We start from the raw sequence: 24,688 nt of genomic DNA, 5'->3' as shown, positions 1-24,688 counted from the left end.
AGTCCTCGAAGGAGTGCAGCGTTGAGCGCAGATATCCTGATCGTGTCGCCGGACGACCATCTCGTGGAACCGGCCGATCTGTGGACCAGCCGACTGCCTGCGCGCTACCGCGACATCGGGCCACGGATCATCCGGCACCGCGGCCGGATGGACCCCACGGTCACCTCCGACGTCGCTTTCGTCGACGACGAGGACGGTCGCGATGCCGACATCTGGCACTACGAAGATGCCATCATCCCGATTCCACTCATCAGCGCGGCGGCCGGCTACGAGATCGACGAGCTGACCACCGATCCGATCACCTATGACGAGATGCGACCCGGCTGCTTCCGGCCGGCCGACCGGCTCGCCGACATGGACATCGCCGGTATCGAGGCATCGGCGTGCTTCCCCAATACCTTGGTCCGCTTCTGCGGCCAACGCTTCCTCCACGGCAAGGACAAAGACCTCGCGTTGCTCTGTGTCCAGGCCTACAACGATTTTCAGATCGACGAGTGGGGCGGTGATTCGAATGGGCGATTGATCCCGCTGGGCATCATCCCGCTGTGGGACGTCGAACTGGCCGCGAAAGAGGTGGACCGGGTTGCCGCAAAGGGCATGCCGGCCGTCTGCTTCTCCGAGCTGCCGGCACGGCTGGATCTGCCCTCCATCCACAGCGGATACTGGGACCCTTTCTTCGCCGCCTGCGAACGCAACGACGTCGGCATCATGCTGCACATCGGCTCGAGCTCCACGCTGACCAAGTCCTCCCCCGATTCTCCGCATGTCGTGACCAGTGCACTGATGGCGGTCAACTGCACCATCGCCCTGGTGGACTGGCTGTTCTCGGCCAAGCTCAAGCAGTTTCCCAAACTGAAGATCGCCTTCGCCGAAGCCCAAGCCGGCTGGATTCCGTACTACCTGCAGCGTGTCGACGAGGTCTGGGAGGACCGGAGGGCATGGGGCGGGATCCATCCGCTGTTGACCGAGCCGCCCAGTACCCAGGTGCCCGGCCGCGTCTGGTTCTCCACCTTCGGGGATCCGGTGGCGTTCCGCATCCTGGACTTGGTCGGACCGGATCAGCTGATGTTCGAGACCGACTATCCCCACAACGACACCAACTGGCCGCACAGCACCGCCGTCGCCAACAAGGCGACCGAGGGTCTGGATGAAGAGACCAAACGGAAGGTGCTGTCCACCAACGCGAAGACCTTCTTCGGCCTGCCGTAGCACGTCGGCGGCGGGCCCGTCGCAGTCCTTCCCGGACCGCCCCGCGCCCGGAGGTCACTCATGTGAGCGCCGGCATCGCCTACGGTTGCGGTGACACGGCGGTCATTGCACAGTCCATGGTTGGTTCCATCGGTCGACGACGGCGACCTTCGACAGCGGCTTGCGGCGAACCTCGCGATGGCCGCCCTTGGGCCACCCCACCGTCAACAGGGTCGCCACCTTCCAGTCGTCGGGAATGCCGACCAGCTCCCGCAATTCACGATCACAGGAATCCTGCCATAGCGTGATCGCCGCGCCCAGACCCTGCGCACGGGCCGCCAACAGGAAGTTCTGGACGGCCGAACCGCCCTGCTGTAACTCGGTGGTACCGCGTTGGGGTTGGACGCAGAACAACACCAGCTGCGGCGCCTCGCCACCGACCTCCATGTGCTCGGCCATCGCGCGCAGCACCCTGGATTTCGGGTCTGCTGCCCCGTCGGCCACCGCCGGCAGCTGATAGAAATCCTTCATCACCTCCCAGGTGCGGTGCGCGGCGTCGGTCAGTACGTCGCGGATCTGCTGCGAACGCAGCACCACGAAGCGCCACTGCTGCTGATTACCACCGGAAGGTGCCCACGACGCCGCCCGCAGACACCTGTCGAGCACCTCGTCGGGGACGGGTTCGGCACGATATCTGCGCACCGCGGTGGCCGTGCACATGACGGTCCATAGGTCGGCCGTAACCTTGGGCACCGGTTGGCTTGTCACACCTGACTCCTCGTTGGAAGAACACCGCGCCAGCGGCCGCCGCGCATCGGCCCGGTGATGACCGGCAGATCCAGGGTGGAGAGCAGTCCGGGTGGTGCAGCGATCACCGCGGGGATGGCGTTGAGCTCTCGCATGACGGTCGCATAGGTGAGCCCGCGCAGATTGTCCCCGCGGCCATGCATCTCGATGTCCACGGTGTAGGTGGGCATGCCATCGACGATCACCCGATATCCGCCGTGCGGCGACGGATGACGCGGCCAGTCCGGTGCCGACGGCTCCCCCATCCGGGTGAAATGTTCGAGGATCACCCGCTCCTCACCGTCGACCACGCCTGCGAGCCGGAAGCGCATGGCCCCCATGGTGCCCGGTTCGATCCAGCCCGAGGCCACCTCATACCGTTCGGTGGCCAGCCAAGGTTCGATCTCGGTGTCGACCCGGTCCAGCACCAAGCCGAGCCCCTCGGCCACCAGATGTACCACCGGTGCCCACAGATGGGCGAGCCGGGCCCGATCCAGCAGCGGCGCCGGAAAATCCGGCGGATGGCCGAATCCCATGAAATCGAACATGATCTCGGGCTGATCGATCCCGCCGTAGTCGAGGATCTCCTGCGTGGTGACGGTGTCCACCCAGCTGCTGAAACCCGACAGCACCAGGGGGATGACATCGTTCGCCCAGCCGGGGTCGACTCCGCTGTTGAACAGACTCACCTGCCCAACGGCACAGGCCTTTTCGAGCAGCTCGACCGTTTCACGGTCGGCGGCTGGTGGGTAGCACAGCGGCACGAGCGAGGTGCACACGACGTTCTTGCCCGATCGCAGACAGCGGGCGATGTCTTCGGCGGCCTCACGGTACCGGTAATCCCCGGAGGCGAAGAACGCCACGACGTCGGCATCCACCCGCAGTGCGGCCTCGATATCGCGCGTGGCGATCACTCCGGTGGCCGGCATCCCGCACAGATCGCCGGCATCCCTGCCCGCTTTGGTCTCGGAGTGCACCACGACGCCGACGAGCTCCAGCCCAGGGTGCGCAATGACCGCACGCAGGGCGCCCACGCCGACCTGACCGGGACCCCAGAGGATCACCCGAGGCACGCGTTCAGCGCCCACCCGGCACCGCCGTCAGCAGCTCGCGCAAGTTCGCGCCCATGATCCGGTCGATGACCGGATCGCTCAGCGCGGCGATCTCCGGGGTCAGCTCGGCGGGATCGGCCAAACCCTCGGGGTGCGGATAATCGGAGCCGAAGAGCACCCGGTCGGCACCGATGAGATCGATCAGCCCGGACATGTCCTCTTCGTGGAAAGGATTGACCCACACGTGCCGTGTGAACTGTTCCACCGGATGTTCGGCGAATTCCGCAGGCATCTTCTTGTACACCCGGTCGAACAACTCCAGCAGCCGGGGCACCCAGTTACCGCCGTTCTCCACCACCCCGACACGCAGTCCGGGGTGCCTGGTGAACACACCGTGGGCGACCAGCGCCGCACAGGTGTCGAGGATCGACCGGGCGTCCTCGTACACAATGGTGCGAAACGCATCTGGTGTGAACGGAAGATACTCGGCGCCGGCGCCCTCCCAATCCCGACTGTACCTGTCGTAGCCGGAGTCACACGCATGCATGAGCACGGGGATCCCGTGATATTCCACCCGCGACCAGAATGGATCGAAATACGGCTGCCCCATCGACGTGGTGTGGCCTGACACCGTCGCCACCGGTCGCGGGTTCACCAGGACCGCGCGGGCCCCGTGCTCAACGCACCAGTCGAGTTCTGCCACCGCAGCGGTCACGTCGGGCAGGGTGATCACCGGGGTGGCGAAGATCCGGCCCCGGTAGTCGAACGTCCATTCCTCCAGCAGCCACTCGTTGTAGGCGTGCACCACGGCGTGCGCGAGTGCAATGTCGTCGAGCATGCGCTCCTCGAGCATCCCGCCCGTCGTGGGGAACATGACGCAGGCGTGGATTTGCTGCGAATCCAGCAGGGCCAGACGCTCTTCGGCGCGACGAAACGAGTCCGGGCAGGCGATCGGGTTGGCGAGTTCGCGCAGCGTCTTGCCTTCCGGATTGTTGCCCCGGAAGTAGTCGGCCCAGGCGCCCGGCGAGGCCACCACGTCATAGGTGGGATTGGGAATGGTGTCGGTGAGTCGACCCTTGATCATCAGCTTGGTCTGACCGTCCACCTGAATCCACTTGATCGCGCCCCGGTACTGCTTGGGCAAGTGACGCGTGTACGCGTCCGGCGGCTCGTACAGATGGTTGTCGGCATCCCAGATCTCTCGGGCCGTGGTGTTCATAACGGGGCGCACCCTTCGCTGGCGATACGAGAATATGTATTCTCACTAGACGAGAACATTATTGCTGGATTTCGTCAAGGGAGAAACGTTGAGCGACTACCGGTTCCTCAAAGTGAGCACGTACGACGACGGCCAGATCGTGCGCATCTCGCTCAACCGCCCAGAGCAACGCAATGCCCAGAATCGCGGCATGCTCGTCGAACTCGACGATGCCTTCGGCGCTGCAGAGAAGGACGACACCGTCCGGGTCATCATCCTGGCCGGGGAGGGCAAGATGTTCTCCTCCGGTCACGACATCGGATCCAAAAGGGCCATCAGCGAGTACCTGCCCGGCCCCGATCAGCATCCGACCGCCTCCATCAACGGCGGCAGCCGGGACGGCGCCGAGAAGACCATGCTCCAGGAGTGGCACTACTTCTTCCAGAACACCCTGCGCTGGCGCAACCTACGCAAGATCACCGTCGCCCAGGTGCACGGCGACGTTTTCTCCGCCGGGCTCATGTTGATGTGGGCCTGCGACCTCATCGTCGGCAGCGACGACGTCCGTTTCGCCGACGTGGTCGGCACCAGGCTCGGGATGTGCGGAATGGAGTACTTCGGCCACCCGTGGGAGTTCGGCCCGCGAAAAGCCAAGGAGCTCATGCTCACCGGTGATGCCATCGACATCCACGAAGCTCACCGACTGGGCATGGTCAGCAAGGTCTTCGGCCGTGACGAACTCGCCGCCAAGACACTCGAGTTCGCCCGGCGGATTGCCGCGGTGCCCACCATGGCCGCCCTGCTGATCAAGGAGTCGGTCAATCAGACGCAGGACAACATGGGTTTCTACACCTCCCTGCAGGCTTGCTTCACCTTGCACCAACTCAACCATTCGCATTGGTCGCAGGTGCGCCAAGACAAGCGGCCCACCGCCGGCCCGGAGAACGGCGTGCCGGATTGGCGTGACGCTCCGCCCGTCGTGGTCGCCGAGAAGGGCACCGTGCGTGCACCACACTGACCAGGCATCAGCCCGTCAGCGGCCGACCGTAGCCTCCGACCGCGCACCGTAGCGTGCGTCGGCGGCCCGATCGAGCGCAGTGTCGGCCGCACCGAATACCATCGCCCAACCGCGAATCCGCCGGTAATAGAGCTGGACGTCGCCTTCCATGCCGAATCCATAGCCACCGTGCACGTGCAGGCTGCGGTAGGTGGCGTCGCGAGCCGTCTCGTAGGCGAAGGCGAAGGCCATCGCGGCGAGTTCGGTGGTGCGGCTCGACTCCTCGGTGAACGAGCACGCTGCCCTCAGAGCCAGCAGCCGGGCGCCGTCGATGGCCGTGGCACTGTCCGCCAGCGGATGCGCCACCGCTTGGAACCCACCGATGAGCGTCCCGAAAGCCTGCCGCTGCTTGGCGTACTCGACCCCGAAGGCCAGTGCACGGTTGGCCGCCCCCACCATCGCCGAGGCCGTCAAAGTCAGCCACAGATCGACTGCGCCGGAAAATGATTCGTGTGCGGTAGGGCCCACTGCCAGCACGTGGGCGTCGGACCCGATCTCGATATCGGCCAGCGGCAGGGAGCCGAGGTTGTCCACCCGGGTGCGCATGCCCGAGATCGGGATGTACATCAACCGACCGCCGACCATCGCGACCACGGCGTCGGCCACCGCGCCGCCGGGCACAAGCCGAAGGTGCCGTACGTCGCCGTAGGCGCGCGGCGCGAACGTCACCAGGCGGTCTCCGCTCAGGACCCCGGGGAGCACGTCCGCGCCCGCGTCGCCACCCGCCGCGAGGATGCGAGCGGCCACCTGGGCTTCGATCAGCGGCGCCGAGGCCACCACCCGACCGAGCTGTTCGGCGACAAGGGCAAGGTCGACTTCGTCGGCGCCCCATCCGCCGGAGTTTTCGGCGACGGCCATTTCGACCGCGCCGGTGCCGCTCAGCGCGGTCCATAGCTGCGGGTCGAATCCCACCGGCTCGCTGGCCCGGATCCGCTCCGATGGGGATTCCCGCTCGAAGAGTGCACCGAACGAGTCGACCAGCTGACGTTGTTCATCGGACAGCATGAGGTCCATGCATTAATCCCATCTACATGCGGATATGATCCCTCTCAAAACTGAGAGTATCATTATGCGCGCCGTCCGATCCCCTCGGCCGCCCGTGCACCCAACGACACAGATTGGTCGCCCGCATGCACTTCCAGCTCGACACCGACGCCGAGAAGTTCCGCGACGGTGTTCGCGAGCATCTGCAGCGCACGCTCACCCCGGAGTTCGAGGAGCGGGTGTACCGCAGTGGCGTGGCGCACGATGACGACTTCGCCAAGAGCCTCGTCGACGCAGGCTATTTCGCCCCGAGTTGGCCCGCCGAATACGGCGGGCAGGACCGTGACGCGTGGACCGAGCAGATCCTCAAGGAGGAGCTGATGCGTTTCGACGCCCCGGTCTACCTGTCCGAGACCACCCGCATGGTCGCCTCGATCATCCGGCATATCGGCAGCCCCGCCCTCAAGGACCGCATCCTCGCCGGCGCGCTGAAAGGCGACATCACCATCGCACTGGGATTCACCGAACCCGAATGCGGCTCCGATGTGGCCGCGGCCGCGACCAAGGCGGTGCGCCACGGCGACGACTGGATCATCAACGGGTCCAAGATGTTCACCACCAACGGGCACATCGCCGACTACGTTTTCCTGCTGGCACGAACGAACCCGGACAAGCCCAAACACAAGGGCCTGACCATGTTCCTGGTCCCCCGGGACGTCGACGGGTTCGAAGCGCAGGCGGTGTGGACGCTGTCTGGCGAACGCACCAACATCACCTTCTACAACGACGTCCGGATCGGCGACGAATGGCGCATCGGCGATGTCGACGCGGGATGGCAGGTTCTCGGCCTGTCGCTGCAGGACGAGCACGCCTCCGGGTGGGGCCCGCATATCGCACGGCTGTTACACCATGCCGAGAACTGGGCGCGGCAAGCCGACGGCACCGACGGGCGTCCGCGGATCGACGACCCCGATGTGCGTCGCCGGATCACCAGGGTGGCCATGGAAACCGAGATCTCGATGCTGCTGCAGCGACGCTGCGTGTGGATGACCGAAACCGGATCCGTTCCCGTCGCGGAAGGTCCGATGTCCAAGGTCTTCAGCACCGAGGCCTTGGTGCGAGCCAGCCAGGACGTCGCCGAACTGGCGGGTCCCGACGGCGTGCGTAGCTACCTGGAGCCGTCGGCACCGGAAGAAGGGCGGTTCGACCACACGCTGCGGTTTGCCCTGGGCACCACGATCTATGCCGGGACCAGCGAAGTGCAGCGCAGCATCATCGCCCAGCGCGGGCTGGGCCTACCCCGTTAGTTTGCGCGGCCGGCGCGTGGTGGTGCGCTTGGCCGGGATCGCCTTCGGCTGGGTACCCGGCGGCGCCGTCAGCGCCTGACGGCACCACGCCCACAACTGATCCTGATTCAGCTTCGCGCCTTTGATGCCCAGCTGGAACACGCCGATCTGCGCGAGCGCGGTCATCGTGGAGTTCAACAGCGTTGTCAACTGTGCGGGTGTCAGATCGTCCCGGATCAGTCCGGCACGCGAGCAGGAGGTCAGAATCTTGGTCAGCAGCTTCTGATGAGGTTCCCAGATCTTCGCGAAATCCGCGGGGCGCTCGATCTCCAGGCTGAGGTTGTAGATCGTCATGACGCGGCCGCCTACCGCTTCCGAGGACTCCGCGCGGGACAGGAATCCACGACAGAACGCCTCCAGCTGTTCCATCGGGCCGTCCGCCGCGGCGACCTCTTGGCGGATGCCCTCGGTGAACTGACTGGTGACATTCTCATAAAGCGCCAGCAGCAGTTCTTCCTTGCCCGCGAAGTGCTGATAGAAGGCACGCAGGCTGAGATTGGACCGGTCGATCAGGGTCTGGATGGTGAAGTCGGCCCGGCCGGACTCCTCGACGAGTTCGAGCGCGGTCGCGAGGAATCGGGAGCTGCGTGCCAGTGCCCGCGCACGCGCCGTGCTGAGCCGACGGTCGATGGTCCGCTGCTGCCAGGTCTCCGGCATCGTCGGTTCCGCGTCGACGATGCCGAGTTCCTCCTCGACGTCGCCGGCTGACTTCTTGGTGCTCATAATCCAAGAACAATACCCGCACCATCGGAGAATGTGTGATCTACCTACACGGGTATGTTGATTATCTCTTTCGCAACGAGCGATTTACGGAACCGCTTCTCAGCGGGCCTGCCAGTGCGGCACGCGTTTTTCCAGGAAAGCGCGGGGTCCCTCGATCGCATCCTTGGTCAGCGCGACCTTCATGCGGTAGTTCTCGGCCAGCAACTCCGCTTCATAGATCGGCAAGGTCAAGCCTTTGCGGACCGCCATCCGTGAACCCCGTACCGCCAGGGGCGCATTGGAGTTCACAATCTCGCCGATCTCCCAGGCCCGGTCCATCAGATCGTCGTGGGATACCACCTCGGTGAAGACCCCCAGTTCGTGCGCGCGGTGCGCGTCGAGGCGCTCGTGCTTACCCATGAGCACCAGTCGCATGGCCACCGGGAGGGGCAAGATCCTGGCAAGCCGCACCGCCTCCCGGCCCGAGGTCACCCCGATGCTGACGTGCGGGTCCATCAACGTCGCGCGGTCCGAGGCGATGGTGATGTCGGCGGTGGTGACCAAATCCATCCCCGCACCGCAGGCGATACCGTTGACCGCGCAGATGATCGGCTTGGTCATCTGCAACCACGGTGGCGTGGCCTCCTGCGGTGCGTCCCACTGCCGGAGCGAACTCAGGATCGGCTCACCCTGGTTGTCGATGCCCGCGGCGTTCTCCATGTCGTGATCGGCGGCCTTCTTGACATCGGCACCCACGCACAATGCCCGCCCTGCGCCGGTGATGATCACCGTCCAAATATCCTGGGACTGTTCGATGTCGGCATACACCGTGGCGAGTTCAGCGATCATCTCATCATTGATCGCGTTGAGGACGTCGGGCCGGTTCAACGTCACGCACGCGGTGTGCCCGCGGACCTCGAACTCGATGGTTTCGTACGTTGTCACCTGGGCATGCTCCTTCACAGACGTTGCCACGACTGGTTCACTCACTCGGACACCGCGGCAACGGGCCGGGTGGGCCGGAAGCCGAGGATGTCGTGGAAGCGGTCGCAGTAACGGGGCCAGACATCGGGGTTGAGCAGACGTGGCGGCCGGCGCCCCTCGAAGATCATCTGCCATTGTGTGGCGGTTGCCACCGCGATATCGCGCGCCGCCTCTTTGGTGATCCCGGCGGTATGCGGTGTCGCCACCACGTTTTCGAGATGCAACAGCGGGTTGTCCGGCCGTGGTGGCTCATCGTGGAACACGTCCAGACCGGCACCGGCGATACCGCCGCCCACCAGGGCATCGAGCAGGGCCTGCTCGTCGTGCACCGGTCCGCGCGCGGTGGTGATGAAGAAGGCCGTCGGTTTCATGGCCGCGAATTCGGCCCTGCCGAACAACCCCCGCGTCTCGGCGGTGAGGGGGCAGGTCACCTGGACGAAGTCCGCCCGCGCCACGAGTTCGGACAGCGTCACCAGTTGCGCACCGCGCGCCTGCGCGGATTGCTCGTCGAGGTAGGGATCGAAGACCAGCACCTCCATCCCGAAGGGCGCGCACAGCTGCACCAGGCGGCTGCCGATGACCCCCATCCCAACCACCCCGAGGGTCTTGCCGAGCAACTGGCTGCCTTGCAGGACCAGCCGATCCCCGATCGGCCCGCTGCGCAGAGCGCGGTCGGCGACGGTGATCTTCTTCGCCAGGTCCAGCATGAATCCCAGGGCGTGCTCGGCCACCGCCTCGGCACCGGGACCAGAGTTGTTGCACACCGCGATGCCGGCGCTGGTACAGGCTTCGACATCGATGACGTCGTACCCGGCACCGGCCGAACACACCGCGAGAAGACTGTCGCAGCGCCGGACCAGGGCGGGGCCGGCCAACCATTGCTGGCCGGCCTCCACCCTGGCGATATCGGTGCGGGTGGCGACCTGATAGCCATGCGCCGACTCCAGCGCCGCCCACCCCTGCCCAGCGGGTGCACCGAGATCCAGTTTGACGACGTCGATGTCGGCGAGTTCGAGGATGTCTCCGGCGACGGGATCGGTCCAACGTTCGAAGACCAGCCGCGGTCGAGGGCGTTGGCTCATTTCTTCAGCGTGGGCTTCGCCTGTGCCGCCTTGAACATATCCGCCAGCGCCGCATCCACGTTCTTGTAGTCATTGCGCGCGATGGCACCGTCGCGGCCCTCGACCACGTCGTAGCCGAGCCGGAGATCCTTGTTCTCCATGTGGAAGTACTCACGCCCCAGCGGCAGCCGACGGTCCTCGCGCGGCACTTCCATCCACGCGCGAAGGAAGCACCGCGCCTTCTTCGGGTCGTTGCTGCTGACGAAATCCGAGCGAGAATGGCACATCGCGAAGTTGTTCGCGACCGCCGCCTCGCCGGATTCGAGACGGAATTCCACCTGCTGCTCGACGAGTACGTTGCGCAGGTACTCCACGGCCTCCTCCTCTTTGGCGGTGAACTCGCGGCCGATCGTCTTCATGGCGGGCAAGATGCTGCTGTACGTGAAGTTGATGCAGATCCTGCCGTCGATCTGCGAGAAGACCGGCACGTCGTAGGGAGTCACGTCGGGCTGGTCGTCGGGCTGCTCGCTCCGCCGGTGGTGCGGGAATCCTTGGTACAGCACGTCGAGCAGATCGGGACGTTCGGCGAGGATGCGGTTGTGCGCGGCCGGCCCGCTGGCGAACTGGCTCTCGCCGCCCTCGAAGGCGGGATACACGCACAGTAGCGACAAGATGTCGGCGGCATCGTTGTGCATCGCGAGCTCGGCCCGCGATTTGGTGCCACGGGCGGGCTGCACGCCGTTGGGCAGAATCTCCTCCTGCACCCGCACCATGCGGTGACCGAACGAGTTGTTCGACACCAGGTAGCCCAGATGAGTGCAGAACGCCCAGTAGATGCGTTCCAGGTCCTCAATAGAGTGCTGCTCCACCGGGAAACCGCGGACGCAGGCCAGGCCCTTGCCGAACATCAGATCTCGGTAGAGCCGCCCCAAATCGTCGTCGAGATCGGGGTGACGGGCGTCCTCAGGGGTGATGTCGTCGCGGTCTTTACCGGCGGTCTTCGCCAGAATCGACTCAAGCGCAGCGACATTGCGGGCTGAGAGATCGAAGGCGAAGTCCTCTTTACTGGTGAAGTCCGCACCGGTCCAGGCCATGCTGTCGGTTACTTGATCGTGGTAGATCGGGGTGGGCATCCGTCCTCCTGTAGTCGTCGCGCCAGTCCTGCCGACAGCCTGTCAGCCGGAGCAGCCCCGAAGCCCGCGAAGGGCTTGTGCGCGAGCCGTAGCAGCTTCGGTCATCATGCCGACATCCGTGCCTGCCGAGATGAATTGCAGACCGAGGTCGGCAAAGCGTCTCAGCAGGTCGACGGACTTTATCCCCGCTACGCCTAGCGCCACGCCGTGAGTGCGGCAGGCCGCCGCCACCGACTCTACCGCAATATGGAAATGTTCATTCTCATACTGGCCGTGGATTCCCATCTCGGCCGTCAGATCGCTAGGTCCGATGAGGATCATGTCGATCCCGCCCACAGCGGCGATATCGTCGCATGCCCGCACCGCCTGCGGGGTTTCTATCATCACCGACACCACCGTGCGCTGCTCGAGCACCTCGGTCAGTTTCGTCGCCGGGCGGGGCTCGTAGCCACTGACGGCGTTGGGTCCGGAGATCGACCTGTGACCCACCGGAGGGAACCGCGCGGCGTCCACGATCGCCCGCGCCTCGCTGGCTGAATTGACATGCGGCACAATAATTCCAGTCGCCCCGTTGTCGAGCACCCGGGCGATCACACTGGGATCATGAGACGGCACCCGAACCAGGCCGGCAATACCTGCGCCGATCGCACTGGAGCACAGCAGCGCGGCCGTCTCCAACGATGTCGAGGTGTGTTCCAGATCGACGTAGACGGCGTCATAACCGCACGCAGCGGCGATGGCCGGAACATCAGAGGTTCGCGAGTTCAACAGCGCCAGGCACACCACCAGATCGCCGGCCCTCAGCGCGTCCCGCAAAGCTGCTTGCACCAAGCCACCGTAACCGAGCGAGAACAATCATTTCACAAATTCGGCAATGCCCTTATCGGTGTGCTAACCATGACTGATGCCGTCTCGCCGCGTTGCCGTTGTGGGTGCCGCCCTGTCTGATTGCGGACGCGTTCCCGACCAGACCGCCGTGGCGCTGATGGCCCAGGCCGCTCGGCGCGCGGTGGCCGACGCCGGGTTGCACAAGGACGATGTTCAGGGACTGGGCGCGCACGGCTCGCTGCTGGCCCCGGTCGAGGTGAGCGAGTATCTCGGACTTCGCCCCACCTGGGTCGACGCCACGAATGTCGGCGGCTCGTCGTGGGAGGTGATGGCCCGGCACGCGGCCACGGCCATTGCCGCCGGCGAGTTGGACGTGGTCTTGCTGACGTACGGCTCCACAGCCCGGTCCGACGTCAAACGCCGCGTCCGCGGCTCTGCCGCGGCGATGGGCACCGGCGGCGCCTTGCAGTTCGAAACACCCTACGGTGCAACGCTCATCGCCAAGTATGCGATGGCCGCGCGACGGCACATGATCGAATACGGCACGACGGTCGAACAGCTCGCCGAAGTGGCCGTCGCCGCGCACGAATGGGCGGCGATGAATGAGGACGCCTTCGACCGGGAGCGGTTGACCGTGGCGGACGTGGGTGCAGCCCCGATGCTCGCTGACCCCTTCACGGCCAAACACGTGTGTCTGCGCACCGATGGCGGAGGTGCAGTGGTCCTGGCCAGTGAGGCGGTGGCCCGGGACTGCGCCAAGGAACCCGTCTGGATCTTGGGGGCCTCGGACGCCACGTCGCACGTGAACATGAGCCAGTGGCAGGATTTCACCACCTCGGCGGCTGCCGTCTCCGGTCCGCGGGCGTTCGACCAAGCTGGGGTCCGGCCATCCGACATCGACGTCTGCCAGTTGTACGATTCGTTCACCTCGACGGTGCTCCTCACTCTCGAAGACCTGGGATTCTGCGCCAAGGGCGACGGGGGCCCATTCCTGGAATCCGGCGCCCTGCGCCCCGGCGGAGCACTGCCCACCAACACCGACGGCGGCGGGCTGGCCGCCTGCCACCCCGGCATGCGCGGCATGTTCCTGTTGGTCGAGGCCGTCCGTCAACTGCGCGGAGAATGCGGACCGCGCCAGGTCGACCACGCCCGGCTGGCGTGCGTACACGCCATGGGCGGCTTCTTCACGCACAGCGCCACAATGATTCTCGGGAGGCAGTGATGGAGGTACCGTCCGGCCCGCACCGACCGACGGTCGACACCGACACCGACACCGAAGCATGGTGGACAGCCGTACAGGACCGGACCCTGATGGTGCACACCTGTGGGTCCTGCGGGCAGCGTTCGCTCTACGTGCGGCCGTTCTGCCCGCACTGCTGGAGCGAGGATGTGCAGCTGACGCCGGCCTCGGGGCATGCCCGGCTCTACACCTGGACCGTGATCCGGCAGAACGCCGCGCCGTTCGACGCCACGCCCTACGTGGTGGCGATGGTCGACCTGACCGACGGGCCGCGGCTGATGACGGTGATCCAGGATTGCGATATCGACGACCTACGCGCCGGGATGGAACTGGCGGTGGCCTACCGCGACGATGACGACGGATTCGTGGTCCCGGTCTTCGTCCCGGCCCCGGGTGTCACGACGCCGGGGTGACCAACCGATCCGCCAGCGTCCGGGGTCGGCCGGCGGACCGCTGGGCCAGTTCCTTGCGCACCACCTTGCCATTGTCGTTGAGCGGCAGGGGCTGATCCCAGAACACGAGTTCTTCGGGCAGTTTGTATTTGGGGAGCCCGGCCGCCAGCAGTGCTTCGGAAACCTCGGTCAGCGGGATCGCGGTGGTGCCCTCGTCCAGTACCACCGCCACGGCCAGTCGCTCGCCGGTGGTCGCGTCGGCGACGGCATAAGCCGCACAGTCGCGCACCCCCGGCAGCACCGCGACCGCCTCCTCGACCTCGGCCGCCGGGATCTTCAGCCCGTTGCGGATCACGATGTCCTTCAACCGGCCCACGATGCGGACCCGTCCGTCGGCGAGTTCGGCCACATCCCCGGTGCGAAACCACTCACCGTCGAACGCCGCCGTGTCGTCCTCGGCGTCGGTGTACCCCAGGAAAGCGTGCGGCCCGCGGATACAGCACTCCGCCGGATCAGACGGCGACCCCAATCGCACCTCGACATCGCCGAGCGCCACGCCGTCGTCGGCATGCCGCAGCGACGCAGGCTCACTGCGCAGGCCCGATGTGCTCACTGGTACCTCCGATGACCCGTAGGCGCGCATCACGATGATCCCGAAATCGTCCTCGATCCGATCGACGATCCGCGCGTCGAGCATGGTCCCGCCCAGATAGACCGCCCGTAGCGGTACCAGGCGGTCGCGTTTGACGGCCTCGTCGAGGAGCCGATCCAGCAGCCGGTCCGGGCCGCCGTACCAGGTGGCCCCCGACGTCAGCAGCAGTTCACACGTCGCCGCGGGATCCCACCGATCTTCGAGGACGACCGGCGCCGTCAGCATCGGCGCGATGAAGAGGGCCTGCAGCACGCCGGTGACCGACGCCAACGGGCTGATCAGAAAGATCCGGTCGTCCCAGCTGAGGCCGGCGCCGGCGATGTAGTTGACCGATGCCTTGGTCAGGGTGCTCACCGAGTGGATCACACCCTTGGGGCGCGACGTGGTCCCCGAGGTGTAAAGGATGAACGACGGCTGGTCGGCCGGCACCGTTCGGCGGGGCAGCTTGCCGGCACCGGTGTACCGGTGCGGGTCGATCCAGCTGAAGCCGGCGCCTCCGGTGCAGTCGGCGACGCGGTCCCAGTTCGGCGCGGTCCCGAATCGGGCGCCGGACCGTTCGATGACATCGGCCACCTGGGCGGGCCCGGAACTACGGGCCACCAGCAACACCACCGCCTCGATACGCATGACCGCATGGACGGCGACCACCGAGTCGATATCGTTGCCCACCACGACGACCACGGGAGTCGCCACACCCACGCCCGCGTCAACCATTGCCTTGGCCGCCAGGTCGATTCGCTCGTCCAGTTGGGAATAGGTCAGCTCGCCGAGACGGCGGTCGACGGCCGCGACCCGGGCCGGGTACCGCGCGGCGGCGAACCGCACAGCGTCCACAGGTTGCGCGGACCAGAACCCTGCGGCGCGAAACCGGGAACGCAGGCCCGCGGCCCGTCGGTGCGCGTGGCGCAACAGCTCGGACGGGACAGTCATGACGTACCTCCGTCGAAAATGTCAATTCTCTGTCCCGTAAATGTAACCTCTCACTCATGCAGTCAATGACTTTCGATGATCAGGTGGCCATCGTCACGGGGGCCGGCGGTGGACTTGGACGATGCCACGCCCTCGAACTGGCCCGTCGTGGGGCGCGGGTGCTGGTCAACGACCTCGGTAGCGCGGTCGACGGCCAGGGGGCATCCTCGGCAGCCGCCCAGTCCGTGGTCGACGAGATCACCGCCGCCGGCGGGATCGCCGTCGCGAACGGGGACTCGGTGGCCACCGAGGACGGGGGCGCCGCGATCGTGGCCGCCGCAGTAGAGGCGTTCGGCCGAGTCGACATCCTGGTGAACAACGCCGGGATTCTGCGCGACGCGGCCTTCAAGAACATGACGGCAGACCAGGTCGACGCAGTGGTCGCCGTCCACCTCACCGGCGCCTTCCACGTCACCCGCGCCGTCTGGCCGATCATGCGCGCGCAGAACTACGGCCGGATCGTGCAAACCACCTCGGGAACCGGACTTTTCGGCAACTTCGGGCAGGCCAACTACGGCGCCGCGAAGATGGGGCTGGTGGGCATGATGCACGTGCTCGCAATCGAAGGCGCGCGTAACGGGATCGCCGTCAACGCCATCGCGCCGATCGCCCGGACCCGGATGACCGAGGAGATCATGGGCGAGGCGGGCAAGGTCATGGATCCCGAGCTCGTCACCCCGGTCGTGGTCTACCTCTCACACCGCTCCTGCGACCGGACCGCACACATCTACTCGGTTGGCGCGGGCAAGGTGTCACGGGTGTTCATCGGCGTCACCAAGGGCATCGAAGACCCCCAGCTGAGTCCCGAAGGCATCGCAGACGCCATCGATCAGATCGACGACAGCTCGGCGTTCACCATCCGCGGTGGCCCGACGAGTTAGGGTCAGAAACCCTGGAACCGCGGGGCGCGGCGCTCCGCGAACGACCGCAGCCCTTCCTGAAGATCCTCCGTGCGCGAGACGACCTCCTGGGCCCACGCTTCCTGTTCGAGAGCGCGATCGCGACCCGATTCCGAGGAGACCGCCAACAGGCGCTTGGTGAGACCGAGCATGACCGTCGGGCCCGACGCCAGACGCCGGGCCCAGTCCTGCGCGATCACGTCGACATCCTCCACTGGGGCCACCCGATTGGCGATGCCGAGACGTTCACACGCCGCAGCATCGAGCGTCTCGCCCAGCATCAGCAACTCGGTGGCCTTGCGTAGCCCCACGATTCTGGTCAACAGGTAGGCAGCCCCCGAATCGGGCAGGATCCCGCGGTGCACGAACGACTCGACAAGCGTTGCTTGCGTTGACATCACGACCAGGTCGCAGGCCAGCATCAGACTGGACCCCGCGCCGGCTGCCACACCTTTCACCGTCGCGATCACCGGTTTGTCGCATTCCAGCACCGAGGTGACCAGCGCCTGCCAGCCGCCCCGCAGCATCCGTGCGATGTCGCCCGGCCGGCGCTTCTGGTCGGCGTAGGAACTCGATTTCGAGTCGGTCGGCGCAAGTCCCGCGCCCGCACAGAAGTGCCGCGTCCCCGCCGCGGATAACAGCACCGCGCGTACCGCAGGGTCGCCGGAAGCCGAACGAAAAGCCTCGGTGAGGAAGTCACGTGCCAACGGGGACAACGAGTTTCCCACCTCGGCTCGATCAATGAGGATGTGCGCAACACCGACCTCGTCGTGTGTCACAACGATTCCGGACGACTCCACGCCCATGTAGACCTCCTGCGTTAACGCCATTTCCGCTTTTCGGGTATCTTAATTTCCATTATCGTCTAGATCACGACGCGGGGCCACAACGAGGAGGCACTGGATGGCGGCGAATCCCTCCCCTGACACCGGCAAGATCACCGATGCGGGACTGGCGAGATTGCGGGCCACCATCGGCATCGCCGTACCGCACACCCAGCCCCCGCATTACTTCCGCCCCAACGAGGACGCGTTCCGCCATGTCGCCGAGAGCTACGGCGACGCCAACCCGCTCTGGTGCGACCCGGAGTACGCGGCGAAGTCCGTGTGGGGTGAGCCGTTGGCCCCACCGGCGCTGGTCGGCGGCGACACGCTGATCGGCGAGGACGAGGTAACCGAGCTGTCCGAGGAGGACCGGGCGCTGACCAAAGGCGATCCCCTGCGCGGCGTGCACGCCTTCTACGCCTCGTCCGCACGGGAGTGGTGGGCGCCGCTGCGGGCCGGCCGCCGGGTGTTCCGGCGCAACGCACTCGTGGCGGCGCTGGACAAAGACAGTGAGTTCGCCGACCGCGCGGTGCACGAATGGTCCGCCCAAGTGTTCCGCGAGGAGGACGGCACACTGCTCGGAGGGCAGTACCGGAACATGATTCGCACCGAACGCAGCAAGGCGCGCGGACGCAAGAAGTACCAGACCGTCGAACTCAAGTCCTGGTCGCCCGAGGAGATCGCCGAGATCGACCGACGGTATGCCGCCCAGGCGCCGCGTGGAGCCAGCCCGCGATGGTGGGAGGACGTCCAGGAGGGCGACGAGGTCGGACCCCTGACCAAGGGGCCGCTGACGGTGACCGACATGGTCTGCTGGCATGTCGGCATGGGCACCGGCATGTACGGAGTCCGACCACTGGCGTTGGCGTGGCGCAACCGCCAGCGGATCCCGCGTTTCTACACACCCAACGAACACGGCGTACCCGATGTCCAGCAACGGGTGCACTGGGAGCCGAGCGCCGCCCAGAACGCCGGCAACCCGACCACCTTCGACTACGGCCGGATGCGCGAGACCTGGTTGATCCACCTGTGCACCGACTGGATGGGTGACGATGCGTGGCTCTGGAAGCTGGACTGCGAATTCCGCCTGTTCAACTACGTGGGCGATCTGCACACCATCACAGGCACCGTGACCCGTAAGTACCTCGCCGAAGGGAACCGGCCGGCGGTCGATCTCGAGCTCGCAGCCACCAGCCAGCGGGGCGAGGTGACCGCACCCGGGCGCGCCACCATCCTGCTGCCGAGCCGGGAGCGGGGACCGGTCCGCCTGCCCGATCCCCCCGGCGCCGCCACCAACTTGCCCGAGCTGCTGACCGCGATCTCGGCGCAGTTCTCCGAGCGTTGACCTATGAGTTACCCCGATGTCGACGGTCTACGCGCCGAGCACCACGGTGCCGTACTGGAATTGACGCTGGACCGGGCGGAGCGCCGGAACGCCGTCAACGACGTGATACTCGACGCGATGATCGGCCACCTCGCCGCTGCGGGCATCGACGAGTCGGTTCGCGTCATCGTCCTCCGCGCCTGCGGACCCGACTTCTGCGCGGGGTCGGACCTTGTCTCCAACAACGCGAGATCCGACCGCAAACCACGGGTGGGCAGCACCCAGCGCCGACTCCCCAACAAGGCCAACCGCCTCATCCCGCTGATGCTGGAGACCCAGGTGCCCATCGTCTCGGTAGTCCGTGGCTGGACCGCCGGACTCGGCTTCCACCTCGCGATGGCCTCCGACTTCTGTGTAGCCTCCGAAGATGCGCGGTTCTGGGAACCGTTCATGGCCCGTGGCTTCACCCCCGACAGCGGCGCGGCCTGGTTGCTCCCCCGGCTGATCGGCATGGTTCGCACCCGTCGACTGCTGTTGCTCGGTCAGGAACTGTCCGGTTCCACCGCGGCAGATTGGGGCATCATCCACAGCGCCCACCCCGCCGCCGACCTCGACAGCGAGGCCGAACGACTCATCGGTGGCCTGGCGGCGGCTCCGACCGTGGCGCTCGGCCTCACCAAATGGTTGTTGCACAGCGGAAACGGACTCGATTTGGACCGGCACCTGCAGAACGAGGCAATGGCCCTCGAATTGTCAAGCCGCAGTGACGACTTCAAGGAGGGGCTGGCGGCCTTCCGCGACAAGCGCGACGCGCAATTCCAGGGCCGCTGACAATCATGACGGCACTGCCGATCTTCCCAGACACCAGTACCGACGACGCACTCGCCGTGGTCGGGGCGTGGGCGCAAGACCAGGTCCCGGCGGCCTGGCGCAGCGCCGCCGCCGACGGCCCCAAGGCACTGCGCGCCGTCCGCACACCGGCCGACTACGAGAGCTGGTATCCGACCTTCGCCGAGACCGGCCTCGTCGCGCCGACATGGCTGCCCGAGCACGGGGGCCTGGGCATCAGCAATACCGTTGCGCGTGCGGTCGATTCGCTGTTGGCGCCGCTGCGGCTGACCCGGTTGAACCCGCTGGGACTCAACAATGCGGCCGCAGCGTTGTTCAGCCACGGGACCGACGACCAGCGGCTCCGCTTCCTGCGGCCCATCGTGCGCAACGAGGAGAAGTGGTGTCAGCTGTTCAGCGAGCCCGGCGCGGGCTCGGACCTGGCATCGTTGGCCACCCGCGCCGTCCGCGATGGTGACGACTGGATCATCACCGGGCAGAAGGTCTGGACCACCTGGGCCGACGTCGCGGACTTCGGCATCCTGCTGGCGCGAACAGACCCCGACCAACCGAAACACCGAGGGATCACCTACTTCCTGCTGGACATGAACCAGCCCGGCGTCGAGGTCCGGCCACTGCGCCAAATCACCGGGGAGGCCGAGTTCAACGAGGTGTTCCTGGTGGAGGCGCGGGTGCCCGACATCCATCGGGTCGGCGCGCTCAACGACGGCTGGCGCGTCAGTGCCTCCACCCTGTCCAGCGAGCGCCAGATGGTCTCCGGATCCGGCTCCGGCGGCATGGGCCGGCTCGGCGGGTCGAGCAGTGAACGCCTCATCGCCCTGGCAAAGGAGACCGGGCGCTGGAACGACCCGGTGCTACGCGACAAGATCATCCGGCTGTGGGCCCAGGAGCAGATCCGCGGCTGGACCAACACTCGGGTGCGGGCGGCCCTGGCCACCGGCCAGTCCCCCGGTGCGGCCTCCTCGATCGGCAAGGTCCACCAGGCCACGCTCAATCAGCAGATCCAGGATGTGATGGTCGACCTACTCGGCACCGCGGCGGTCGGCTGGACCGGCTCCGACGCGGCGGAGTTGCCCCGCGAGGTGCGGGGCTGGATGCGCAGCCTGGCCAACGGCACGGAGGGTGGCACCACCGACATCAACAAGAACATCCTCGGCGAACGCGTGCTCGGTCTACCCAAAGAGCCAGACCCGTGGAAAGGCAAGCCCTGGAAGGATATTCCACGATCATGACCGACTACGAGCGCCTCATCGTGGAGAAGTCGGACGGGATCGGCTGGCTGATCCTGAACCGGCCCGATGCCGGCAACGCCTTCGACGCACGCATGCTCGACGAGCTCGAGCAGGCGTGGGCCGAGCTGGACCGCGATCCCGACGTGCGGGTCATCGTGAACACCGCGGTCGGGCGTTCGTTCTGCACCGGCATGGATGTCGTGCAAGTGGCCCGTGACAAAGAGGCGATGCGCCGGCACTCCCGCCGCACCCGCGACGCCGAACTGAAGATCTCCTCGTGGCACTGCGATGTCTGGAAGCCGGTCATTGCAGCGGTCAACGGGCTCTGCGCCGGCGGTGGGCTGCACCTGGTCGCGGACGCCGACATCGTGATCGCGGCGGAGACCGCGGCCTTCGTCGACCCGCATGTCTCGGTGGGCCAGGCCGTCGCGTACGAGTCGATCACGCTGCTGCGGAAATCCCCCATGGAGGCCGTCACCCGGATGGCGATGGTGGGCCGGGGCGAACGGATATCGGCGCGCCGGGCCTACGAGTTGGGCATCGTGTCGGACGTCGTGGCACCCGACGCACTCCGGCCGGCGGCCGGCCGGCTGGCCGCGGCTGTCGCCGCCAACTCGCCGACGGCGCTGCGGGAATCCAAACGCGCGCTGTGGCGATCGCTGGAGGTCGGACTCACCCAGGCCCGCAACGAGGCCGCGTCGACGATCTGGGAACTGCGAAACCATCCCGATCACGCCGAAGGCGTACACGCCTGGCGCGAAAAGCGAATGCCGCATTGGGAATCGCTTGCTCAAGAGAACATGGAGGCACGGTGACCACCGATCAGCAGGCACCCTATCGGCGGCTTATCGTCGAGCGCCGCGGGCCCGTGGGCTGGATCATCAACGACCGGCCGGACCGGCTCAACGCCTACGACGCCGTGATGCGCGCCGAATTTCCCAGGGCGTGGGCCGAGTTGGACGCCGATCCCGACGTGCGGGTCATCGTGCACACCGGAAACGGGCGGGCTTTCCAGGTGGGCGCCGACGTCGAGGAACTCGACGGCGACGCCGTCCTGCAGTTCCAGGAGACCATGCGCACCCTCGATCTGAAACTCACCGGGTGGCACTGCAACGTCCGCAAACCGGTGATCACCGCCATCAACGGGGTGTGCGCGGGCGGCGGCCTGCACTGGGTCGCCGATGCCGATGTCGTGATCGCGGCCTCGGATGCCTCCTTCGTCGACCCGCACGTCTCGATCGGACAGGTCAGCGCACTGGAGACCATTGCCCTGATGCGCAAGATCCCCGCGGAGGCCGTGTTGCGCATGGCGTTGGTGGGCAGTCACGAACGCCTCAGCGCGCAGCGCGCCTATGAACTCGGCCTTATCAGCCAGATCGTCGACCCGCCGGACAATCTCCGTGACGTCGCGCAGGAGTTGGCCGAGAAGATCGCCAAGAACTCGCCCGCGGCGATGTATGCCACCAAACGTGCGCTATGGGGTGCCCTGGAACACGGCCTCACCGACGCCTGCCGGGTCGGGGCAACGCATCTGACCTCCGTCTGGGGACATCCGGACCAGAACGAGGGTCCCCTCGCGTTCGCCGACAAGCGGACACCGAACTGGCTTCCGCTGGAGACCGAATCGTGAACCTGACCGAGCTGCTCGACGGTCTGCCCGACATCGCCGTCCACACCCTGGAGCAGGAGCTGTCTCGGGCCGAATTGGCCGACGCCGCCGATTCTCTGGGCGCCGTACTCGCCTCGGCCGGGGTGCGTACCGGCCAGGTGGTCGCCGCGATGTTGCCCAACGAGGCCACCACCGTGGCGGCGCTGTTCGGCACGTGGCGGGCCGGCGCCGTGTACACCCCGCTCAACCCGCGGGCAGCCGACAGCGAACTGATCGATCAACTCTCGACGCTGCGCCCGGTCGCCGTGCTGACGACACGTGCTCTGGCGCACCGGTTCACGTCATTCGGACTCCCCGTGATCACCGGAGCCGCCATGCAGTGGTCGACCTCCGACGGCGGGCAACAGCCGGCCGACCCTCGGCACTACGACCCCGATGTGGCTCTGCTCCAGTTCACCTCAGGCACGACCGGCGCACCCAAGCCGGTACCGCTGCGGCACAGCACCGTACTCGACCTCATCGACCGGCTGCTGTCGAAGTTGCGTGGTGCGCCGTCGGCCCCGGACAAGCCGAAGCGGCCACCGATGCCGAACCTGGTACCGCTGTCGCTGTCCTTGTGGGCAGGTATCTATCAGGTCTTGTTCGCATTCCGCGCCGGTTCGGGGGTGGTCCTGATGGACCGCTTCGCGCCCGCCGACTTCGCGACGTTGGTGCGGCGCCACCAATTGCGGTCCACCGTGCTGCCGCCGGCCGCCCTCACCATGGTGCTGCACGACGAGACGGTCACCGACCTGGCTCCCTTGAAAATCGTGCGGTCGATCACCGCCCCGCTGTCGCCGGTGCAGGCCGGCCGATTCCGCGACAAGTTCGGTGTCCTCGTGCTGAATTCATACGGACAGACCGAACTCGGCGGTGAAGTGGTGGGGTGGTCGGCGGCGGACGCTCGCGAGTGGGGTGAGACGAAGCTGGGTTCGGTGGGCCGTCCGCTGCCCGGGATCGACGTCACGATCGCCGATCACGAGGTGCTCGTGCGCACACCGACGACGGCAGCGCGCAAGATCGATCCCGCCTTCCTCGACCGGTTGACCGAGGAAGGCTGGTTTCGCACCGGCGATCTCGGCTGGTTCGACGCGGACGGCTTTCTCTGGCTCGACGGCAGGGTGTCGGACATGATCAACCGCGGCGGCCTGAAGGTGTTCCCCGGCACGGTCGAAGATGTCCTGGTGGCCGCGGCGGGCGTGCGGGAGGCCGCGGTGGTGGGCATCCCGGATGATCGGCTCGGCGAGGTACCGTGGGCATTCGTGGTCCGGCTGAGCGACGGTGTGCGCGAGGACGACCTGATCGCCTGGTGCCGGGAACGGCTGACGCCCTACCGGGTTCCGGTGCGAGTGGTGTTCGTCGACCAATTGCCGCGCAACGAGGTGGGCAAGGTGGTCAAACGCGAACTGGCGGCACTCGCCGACGCCTGAGCGGCGACTGCACACCGGTCAGCTGCCGGGTCCGTTCGGGAACTTGAGCAGTGAGCCCGCATCCACCCGGATCTGCTGACCGGTGATGTAGCGGCTGTCGTCACTGGCCAGGAAGACCGCCAGGTTGGCGATGTCCTCGGGCTCGACGTACGGAATCGGCATCGCCTGGAAGTAGGTGAACGCCAGCTCGGCGTCCTCGCGGGTGGGCTTACGCCCCTCCGCGGCCACATCGGGCCGGAAGACGCCGTAGATGCCGTCGTTGTGCAGCAGACCGGTGTTGCAGTTGGTCGGATGGATGACGTTGACCCGGATGAAGCGGGACGCGAGATGCACCGCCATCTGTTCGGCGTACTGCATCAAGGTGCGCTTGCTCCAGGCGTAGCCCGCCCCGCCCGGTCCCATCTCGGGGCTGTCGGCGTTGCCCGGCATCATCCCTGCGGTCGAGCCGGTGATGATGACGGAGGATTTCTCGGCCAGGTGTGGCACCGCGACCGCAACCGTGTTCATCACGCCCAAAAGATCGACATCCGTCGCGTCGACGAAGTGCATCGGGTCCGGCGAACCCATCGCCATCGGCAAGATGCCCGCGTTGGCCACCACGATGTCGAGACCGCCGAGCTCGGCCACGCCCGCCTCGAGAGCCTCTCGCAGCTCACCGCGCTCTCGCACGTCGGCGACCCGGAAGACGCCGCGCCTGCCGAGTTCCTTGACCGCGCGTTCGGTTTCGGCGAAGTCCTCACGCGATGCGAGCGGGTACGGGTTCGAGGCAATGGGTGCGCAGATGTCGACTGCAATGATGTCGGCACCCTCGCGCGCCATACCGAGCGCATGCGCCCGGCCCTGCCCTCTGGCCGCACCGGTGATGAATGCGACCTTTCCTGCTAGCCGTCCCGGCATCAGGCCTCCTCAG

At 66.5% G+C, this 24,688-nt stretch carries 24 protein-coding genes; 12 read left to right on the top strand and 12 right to left on the bottom strand.

Annotated features, from left to right (window positions below; translation table 11 throughout):
• The first annotated feature begins 21 nt into the window (after window positions 1–21).
• Window positions 22–1,209: an amidohydrolase family protein gene (locus tag FHU31_RS21330; RefSeq protein WP_167162216.1), complete on the top strand. Its 1,188-nt coding sequence runs from the start codon at window positions 22–24 to the stop codon at window positions 1,207–1,209.
• A gap of 102 nt (window positions 1,210–1,311) precedes the next feature.
• Here FHU31_RS21330 and FHU31_RS21325 read toward each other — a convergent pair whose 3' ends face one another.
• The 3 genes from FHU31_RS21325 to FHU31_RS21315 are packed head-to-tail and all read right to left on the bottom strand — an operon-like array spanning window position 1,312 to window position 4,245.
• Window positions 1,312–1,908 (bottom strand): nitroreductase family protein, encoded by a 597-nt coding sequence (locus FHU31_RS21325; protein ID WP_167162944.1) that lies wholly within the window; start codon window positions 1,906–1,908, stop codon window positions 1,312–1,314.
• Window positions 1,909–1,952: 44 nt separating this feature from the next.
• A complete protein-coding gene (locus FHU31_RS21320) occupies window positions 1,953–3,038 on the bottom strand; it encodes an NAD(P)H-dependent amine dehydrogenase family protein (RefSeq protein ID WP_167162942.1) in 1,086 nt (361 codons plus the stop codon).
• A 13-nt stretch (window positions 3,039–3,051) separates the two neighbouring features.
• Entirely contained in the window at window positions 3,052–4,245 is a 1,194-nt protein-coding gene (locus tag FHU31_RS21315; protein WP_167162214.1) for an amidohydrolase family protein, read from the bottom strand.
• 88 nt (window positions 4,246–4,333) lie between these two features.
• Between FHU31_RS21315 and FHU31_RS21310 the strand changes: the two genes are divergently transcribed.
• Window positions 4,334–5,242, top strand: coding sequence for an enoyl-CoA hydratase (locus tag FHU31_RS21310; protein WP_167162212.1), 909 nt, complete (start codon window positions 4,334–4,336; stop codon window positions 5,240–5,242).
• A 15-nt stretch (window positions 5,243–5,257) separates the two neighbouring features.
• On the opposite strand, the gene FHU31_RS21305 is transcribed toward FHU31_RS21310, so the two are convergent.
• A complete protein-coding gene (locus tag FHU31_RS21305) occupies window positions 5,258–6,295 on the bottom strand; it encodes an acyl-CoA dehydrogenase family protein (protein ID WP_167162210.1) in 1,038 nt (345 codons plus the stop codon).
• A gap of 116 nt (window positions 6,296–6,411) precedes the next feature.
• Between FHU31_RS21305 and FHU31_RS21300 the strand changes: the two genes are divergently transcribed.
• Window positions 6,412–7,572, top strand: coding sequence for an acyl-CoA dehydrogenase family protein (locus tag FHU31_RS21300; protein ID WP_167162208.1), 1,161 nt, complete (start codon window positions 6,412–6,414; stop codon window positions 7,570–7,572).
• Here FHU31_RS21300 and FHU31_RS21295 read toward each other — a convergent pair.
• The 5 genes from FHU31_RS21295 to FHU31_RS21275 all read right to left on the bottom strand — a co-directional run bounded on the left by FHU31_RS21295 (window position 7,561) and on the right by FHU31_RS21275 (window position 12,319).
• Entirely contained in the window at window positions 7,561–8,334 is a 774-nt protein-coding gene (locus FHU31_RS21295) for a TetR/AcrR family transcriptional regulator (protein ID WP_167162206.1), read from the bottom strand. The genes FHU31_RS21300 and FHU31_RS21295 overlap by 12 nt on opposite strands.
• 99 nt (window positions 8,335–8,433) lie before the next feature.
• On the bottom strand, window positions 8,434–9,258 hold the full coding sequence (locus FHU31_RS21290; RefSeq protein WP_167162204.1) for an enoyl-CoA hydratase/isomerase family protein: 825 nt from the start codon (window positions 9,256–9,258) through the stop codon (window positions 8,434–8,436).
• 41 nt (window positions 9,259–9,299) lie between these two features.
• The gene (locus FHU31_RS21285) at window positions 9,300–10,379 is read right to left on the bottom strand and encodes an NAD(P)-dependent oxidoreductase (RefSeq protein ID WP_167162202.1); all 1,080 of its coding nucleotides are present in this window, start codon (window positions 10,377–10,379) and stop codon (window positions 9,300–9,302) included.
• On the bottom strand, window positions 10,376–11,491 hold the full coding sequence (locus FHU31_RS21280; protein ID WP_167162200.1) for a TauD/TfdA family dioxygenase: 1,116 nt from the start codon (window positions 11,489–11,491) through the stop codon (window positions 10,376–10,378). The genes FHU31_RS21285 and FHU31_RS21280 overlap by 4 nt, the downstream gene beginning before the upstream one ends.
• Window positions 11,492–11,533: 42 nt before the next feature.
• Window positions 11,534–12,319: an HpcH/HpaI aldolase family protein gene (locus FHU31_RS21275; RefSeq protein WP_167162940.1), complete on the bottom strand. Its 786-nt coding sequence runs from the start codon at window positions 12,317–12,319 to the stop codon at window positions 11,534–11,536.
• 76 nt (window positions 12,320–12,395) lie between these two features.
• Between FHU31_RS21275 and FHU31_RS21270 the strand changes: the two genes are divergently transcribed.
• Both FHU31_RS21270 and FHU31_RS21265 read left to right on the top strand, forming a co-directional pair.
• Window positions 12,396–13,541: an acetyl-CoA acetyltransferase gene (locus FHU31_RS21270; protein ID WP_167162198.1), complete on the top strand. Its 1,146-nt coding sequence runs from the start codon at window positions 12,396–12,398 to the stop codon at window positions 13,539–13,541.
• Window positions 13,541–13,972, top strand: coding sequence for a Zn-ribbon domain-containing OB-fold protein (locus FHU31_RS21265; RefSeq protein WP_167162196.1), 432 nt, complete (start codon window positions 13,541–13,543; stop codon window positions 13,970–13,972). Before FHU31_RS21270 ends, FHU31_RS21265 begins: the two co-directional genes overlap by 1 nt.
• Here FHU31_RS21265 and FHU31_RS21260 read toward each other — a convergent pair.
• The gene (locus FHU31_RS21260) at window positions 13,956–15,533 is read right to left on the bottom strand and encodes a class I adenylate-forming enzyme family protein (protein ID WP_167162194.1); all 1,578 of its coding nucleotides are present in this window, start codon (window positions 15,531–15,533) and stop codon (window positions 13,956–13,958) included. The two genes, FHU31_RS21265 and FHU31_RS21260, sit on opposite strands and share 17 nt — an antisense overlap.
• A 56-nt stretch (window positions 15,534–15,589) precedes the next feature.
• Here FHU31_RS21260 and FHU31_RS21255 point away from each other — a divergent pair, with 56 nt between their 5' ends.
• Window positions 15,590–16,453 carry an SDR family NAD(P)-dependent oxidoreductase gene (locus FHU31_RS21255; protein ID WP_167162192.1) on the top strand — a complete coding sequence of 288 codons (864 nt, stop codon included), beginning with the start codon at window positions 15,590–15,592 and terminating at the stop codon, window positions 16,451–16,453.
• A 2-nt stretch (window positions 16,454–16,455) separates the two neighbouring features.
• Here the strand turns inward: FHU31_RS21255 and FHU31_RS21250 are convergent, their stop codons facing one another.
• On the bottom strand, window positions 16,456–17,301 hold the full coding sequence (locus FHU31_RS21250) for an enoyl-CoA hydratase/isomerase family protein (protein ID WP_234901543.1): 846 nt from the start codon (window positions 17,299–17,301) through the stop codon (window positions 16,456–16,458).
• A 73-nt stretch (window positions 17,302–17,374) separates the two neighbouring features.
• Here FHU31_RS21250 and FHU31_RS21245 point away from each other — a divergent pair, with 73 nt between their 5' ends.
• The 6 genes from FHU31_RS21245 to FHU31_RS21220 are packed head-to-tail and all read left to right on the top strand — an operon-like array spanning window position 17,375 to window position 23,778.
• The gene (locus FHU31_RS21245) at window positions 17,375–18,640 is read left to right on the top strand and encodes a hotdog family protein (protein WP_167162190.1); all 1,266 of its coding nucleotides are present in this window, start codon (window positions 17,375–17,377) and stop codon (window positions 18,638–18,640) included.
• A 3-nt stretch (window positions 18,641–18,643) separates the two neighbouring features.
• Window positions 18,644–19,450, top strand: a complete 807-nt coding sequence (locus FHU31_RS21240; protein ID WP_167162188.1) for an enoyl-CoA hydratase/isomerase family protein — start codon at window positions 18,644–18,646, stop codon at window positions 19,448–19,450.
• Window positions 19,451–19,455: 5 nt separating this feature from the next.
• Window positions 19,456–20,700: an acyl-CoA dehydrogenase family protein gene (locus FHU31_RS21235; protein ID WP_167162186.1), complete on the top strand. Its 1,245-nt coding sequence runs from the start codon at window positions 19,456–19,458 to the stop codon at window positions 20,698–20,700.
• Window positions 20,697–21,515, top strand: coding sequence for an enoyl-CoA hydratase/isomerase family protein (locus FHU31_RS21230; protein ID WP_167162184.1), 819 nt, complete (start codon window positions 20,697–20,699; stop codon window positions 21,513–21,515). Before FHU31_RS21235 ends, FHU31_RS21230 begins: the two co-directional genes overlap by 4 nt.
• Entirely contained in the window at window positions 21,512–22,330 is an 819-nt protein-coding gene (locus tag FHU31_RS21225) for an enoyl-CoA hydratase/isomerase family protein (protein ID WP_167162182.1), read from the top strand. The genes FHU31_RS21230 and FHU31_RS21225 overlap by 4 nt, the downstream gene beginning before the upstream one ends.
• Window positions 22,327–23,778, top strand: coding sequence for a class I adenylate-forming enzyme family protein (locus FHU31_RS21220; RefSeq protein ID WP_167162180.1), 1,452 nt, complete (start codon window positions 22,327–22,329; stop codon window positions 23,776–23,778). Before FHU31_RS21225 ends, FHU31_RS21220 begins: the two co-directional genes overlap by 4 nt.
• A gap of 18 nt (window positions 23,779–23,796) precedes the next feature.
• On the opposite strand, the gene FHU31_RS21215 is transcribed toward FHU31_RS21220, so the two are convergent.
• Entirely contained in the window at window positions 23,797–24,675 is an 879-nt protein-coding gene (locus FHU31_RS21215; RefSeq protein ID WP_167162178.1) for a mycofactocin-coupled SDR family oxidoreductase, read from the bottom strand.
• Window positions 24,676–24,688 lie beyond the last annotated feature (13 nt).

Source organism: Mycolicibacterium fluoranthenivorans, assembly GCF_011758805.1.
Classification (GTDB): Bacteria; Actinomycetota; Actinomycetes; order Mycobacteriales; family Mycobacteriaceae; genus Mycobacterium; species Mycobacterium fluoranthenivorans.
This window is presented reverse-complemented; position numbering and strand designations above follow the sequence as displayed.

Coding starts and splice junctions, on each gene's coding strand:
- FHU31_RS21325 (WP_167162944.1), bottom strand. CDS start 1,908: ATGTGCACGGCCACCGCGGTGCGCAGATATCGTGCCGAACCCGTCCCC.
- FHU31_RS21315 (WP_167162214.1), bottom strand. CDS start 4,245: ATGAACACCACGGCCCGAGAGATCTGGGATGCCGACAACCATCTGTAC.
- FHU31_RS21305 (WP_167162210.1), bottom strand. CDS start 6,295: ATGGACCTCATGCTGTCCGATGAACAACGTCAGCTGGTCGACTCGTTC.
- FHU31_RS21300 (WP_167162208.1), top strand. CDS start 6,412: ATGCACTTCCAGCTCGACACCGACGCCGAGAAGTTCCGCGACGGTGTT.
- FHU31_RS21295 (WP_167162206.1), bottom strand. CDS start 8,334: ATGAGCACCAAGAAGTCAGCCGGCGACGTCGAGGAGGAACTCGGCATC.
- FHU31_RS21285 (WP_167162202.1), bottom strand. CDS start 10,379: ATGAGCCAACGCCCTCGACCGCGGCTGGTCTTCGAACGTTGGACCGAT.
- FHU31_RS21280 (WP_167162200.1), bottom strand. CDS start 11,491: ATGCCCACCCCGATCTACCACGATCAAGTAACCGACAGCATGGCCTGG.
- FHU31_RS21270 (WP_167162198.1), top strand. CDS start 12,396: ATGCCGTCTCGCCGCGTTGCCGTTGTGGGTGCCGCCCTGTCTGATTGC.
- FHU31_RS21265 (WP_167162196.1), top strand. CDS start 13,541: ATGGAGGTACCGTCCGGCCCGCACCGACCGACGGTCGACACCGACACC.
- FHU31_RS21260 (WP_167162194.1), bottom strand. CDS start 15,533: ATGACTGTCCCGTCCGAGCTGTTGCGCCACGCGCACCGACGGGCCGCG.
- FHU31_RS21255 (WP_167162192.1), top strand. CDS start 15,590: ATGCAGTCAATGACTTTCGATGATCAGGTGGCCATCGTCACGGGGGCC.
- FHU31_RS21250 (WP_234901543.1), bottom strand. CDS start 17,301: ATGGCGTTAACGCAGGAGGTCTACATGGGCGTGGAGTCGTCCGGAATC.
- FHU31_RS21245 (WP_167162190.1), top strand. CDS start 17,375: ATGGCGGCGAATCCCTCCCCTGACACCGGCAAGATCACCGATGCGGGA.
- FHU31_RS21240 (WP_167162188.1), top strand. CDS start 18,644: ATGAGTTACCCCGATGTCGACGGTCTACGCGCCGAGCACCACGGTGCC.
- FHU31_RS21235 (WP_167162186.1), top strand. CDS start 19,456: ATGACGGCACTGCCGATCTTCCCAGACACCAGTACCGACGACGCACTC.
- FHU31_RS21230 (WP_167162184.1), top strand. CDS start 20,697: ATGACCGACTACGAGCGCCTCATCGTGGAGAAGTCGGACGGGATCGGC.
- FHU31_RS21215 (WP_167162178.1), bottom strand. CDS start 24,675: ATGCCGGGACGGCTAGCAGGAAAGGTCGCATTCATCACCGGTGCGGCC.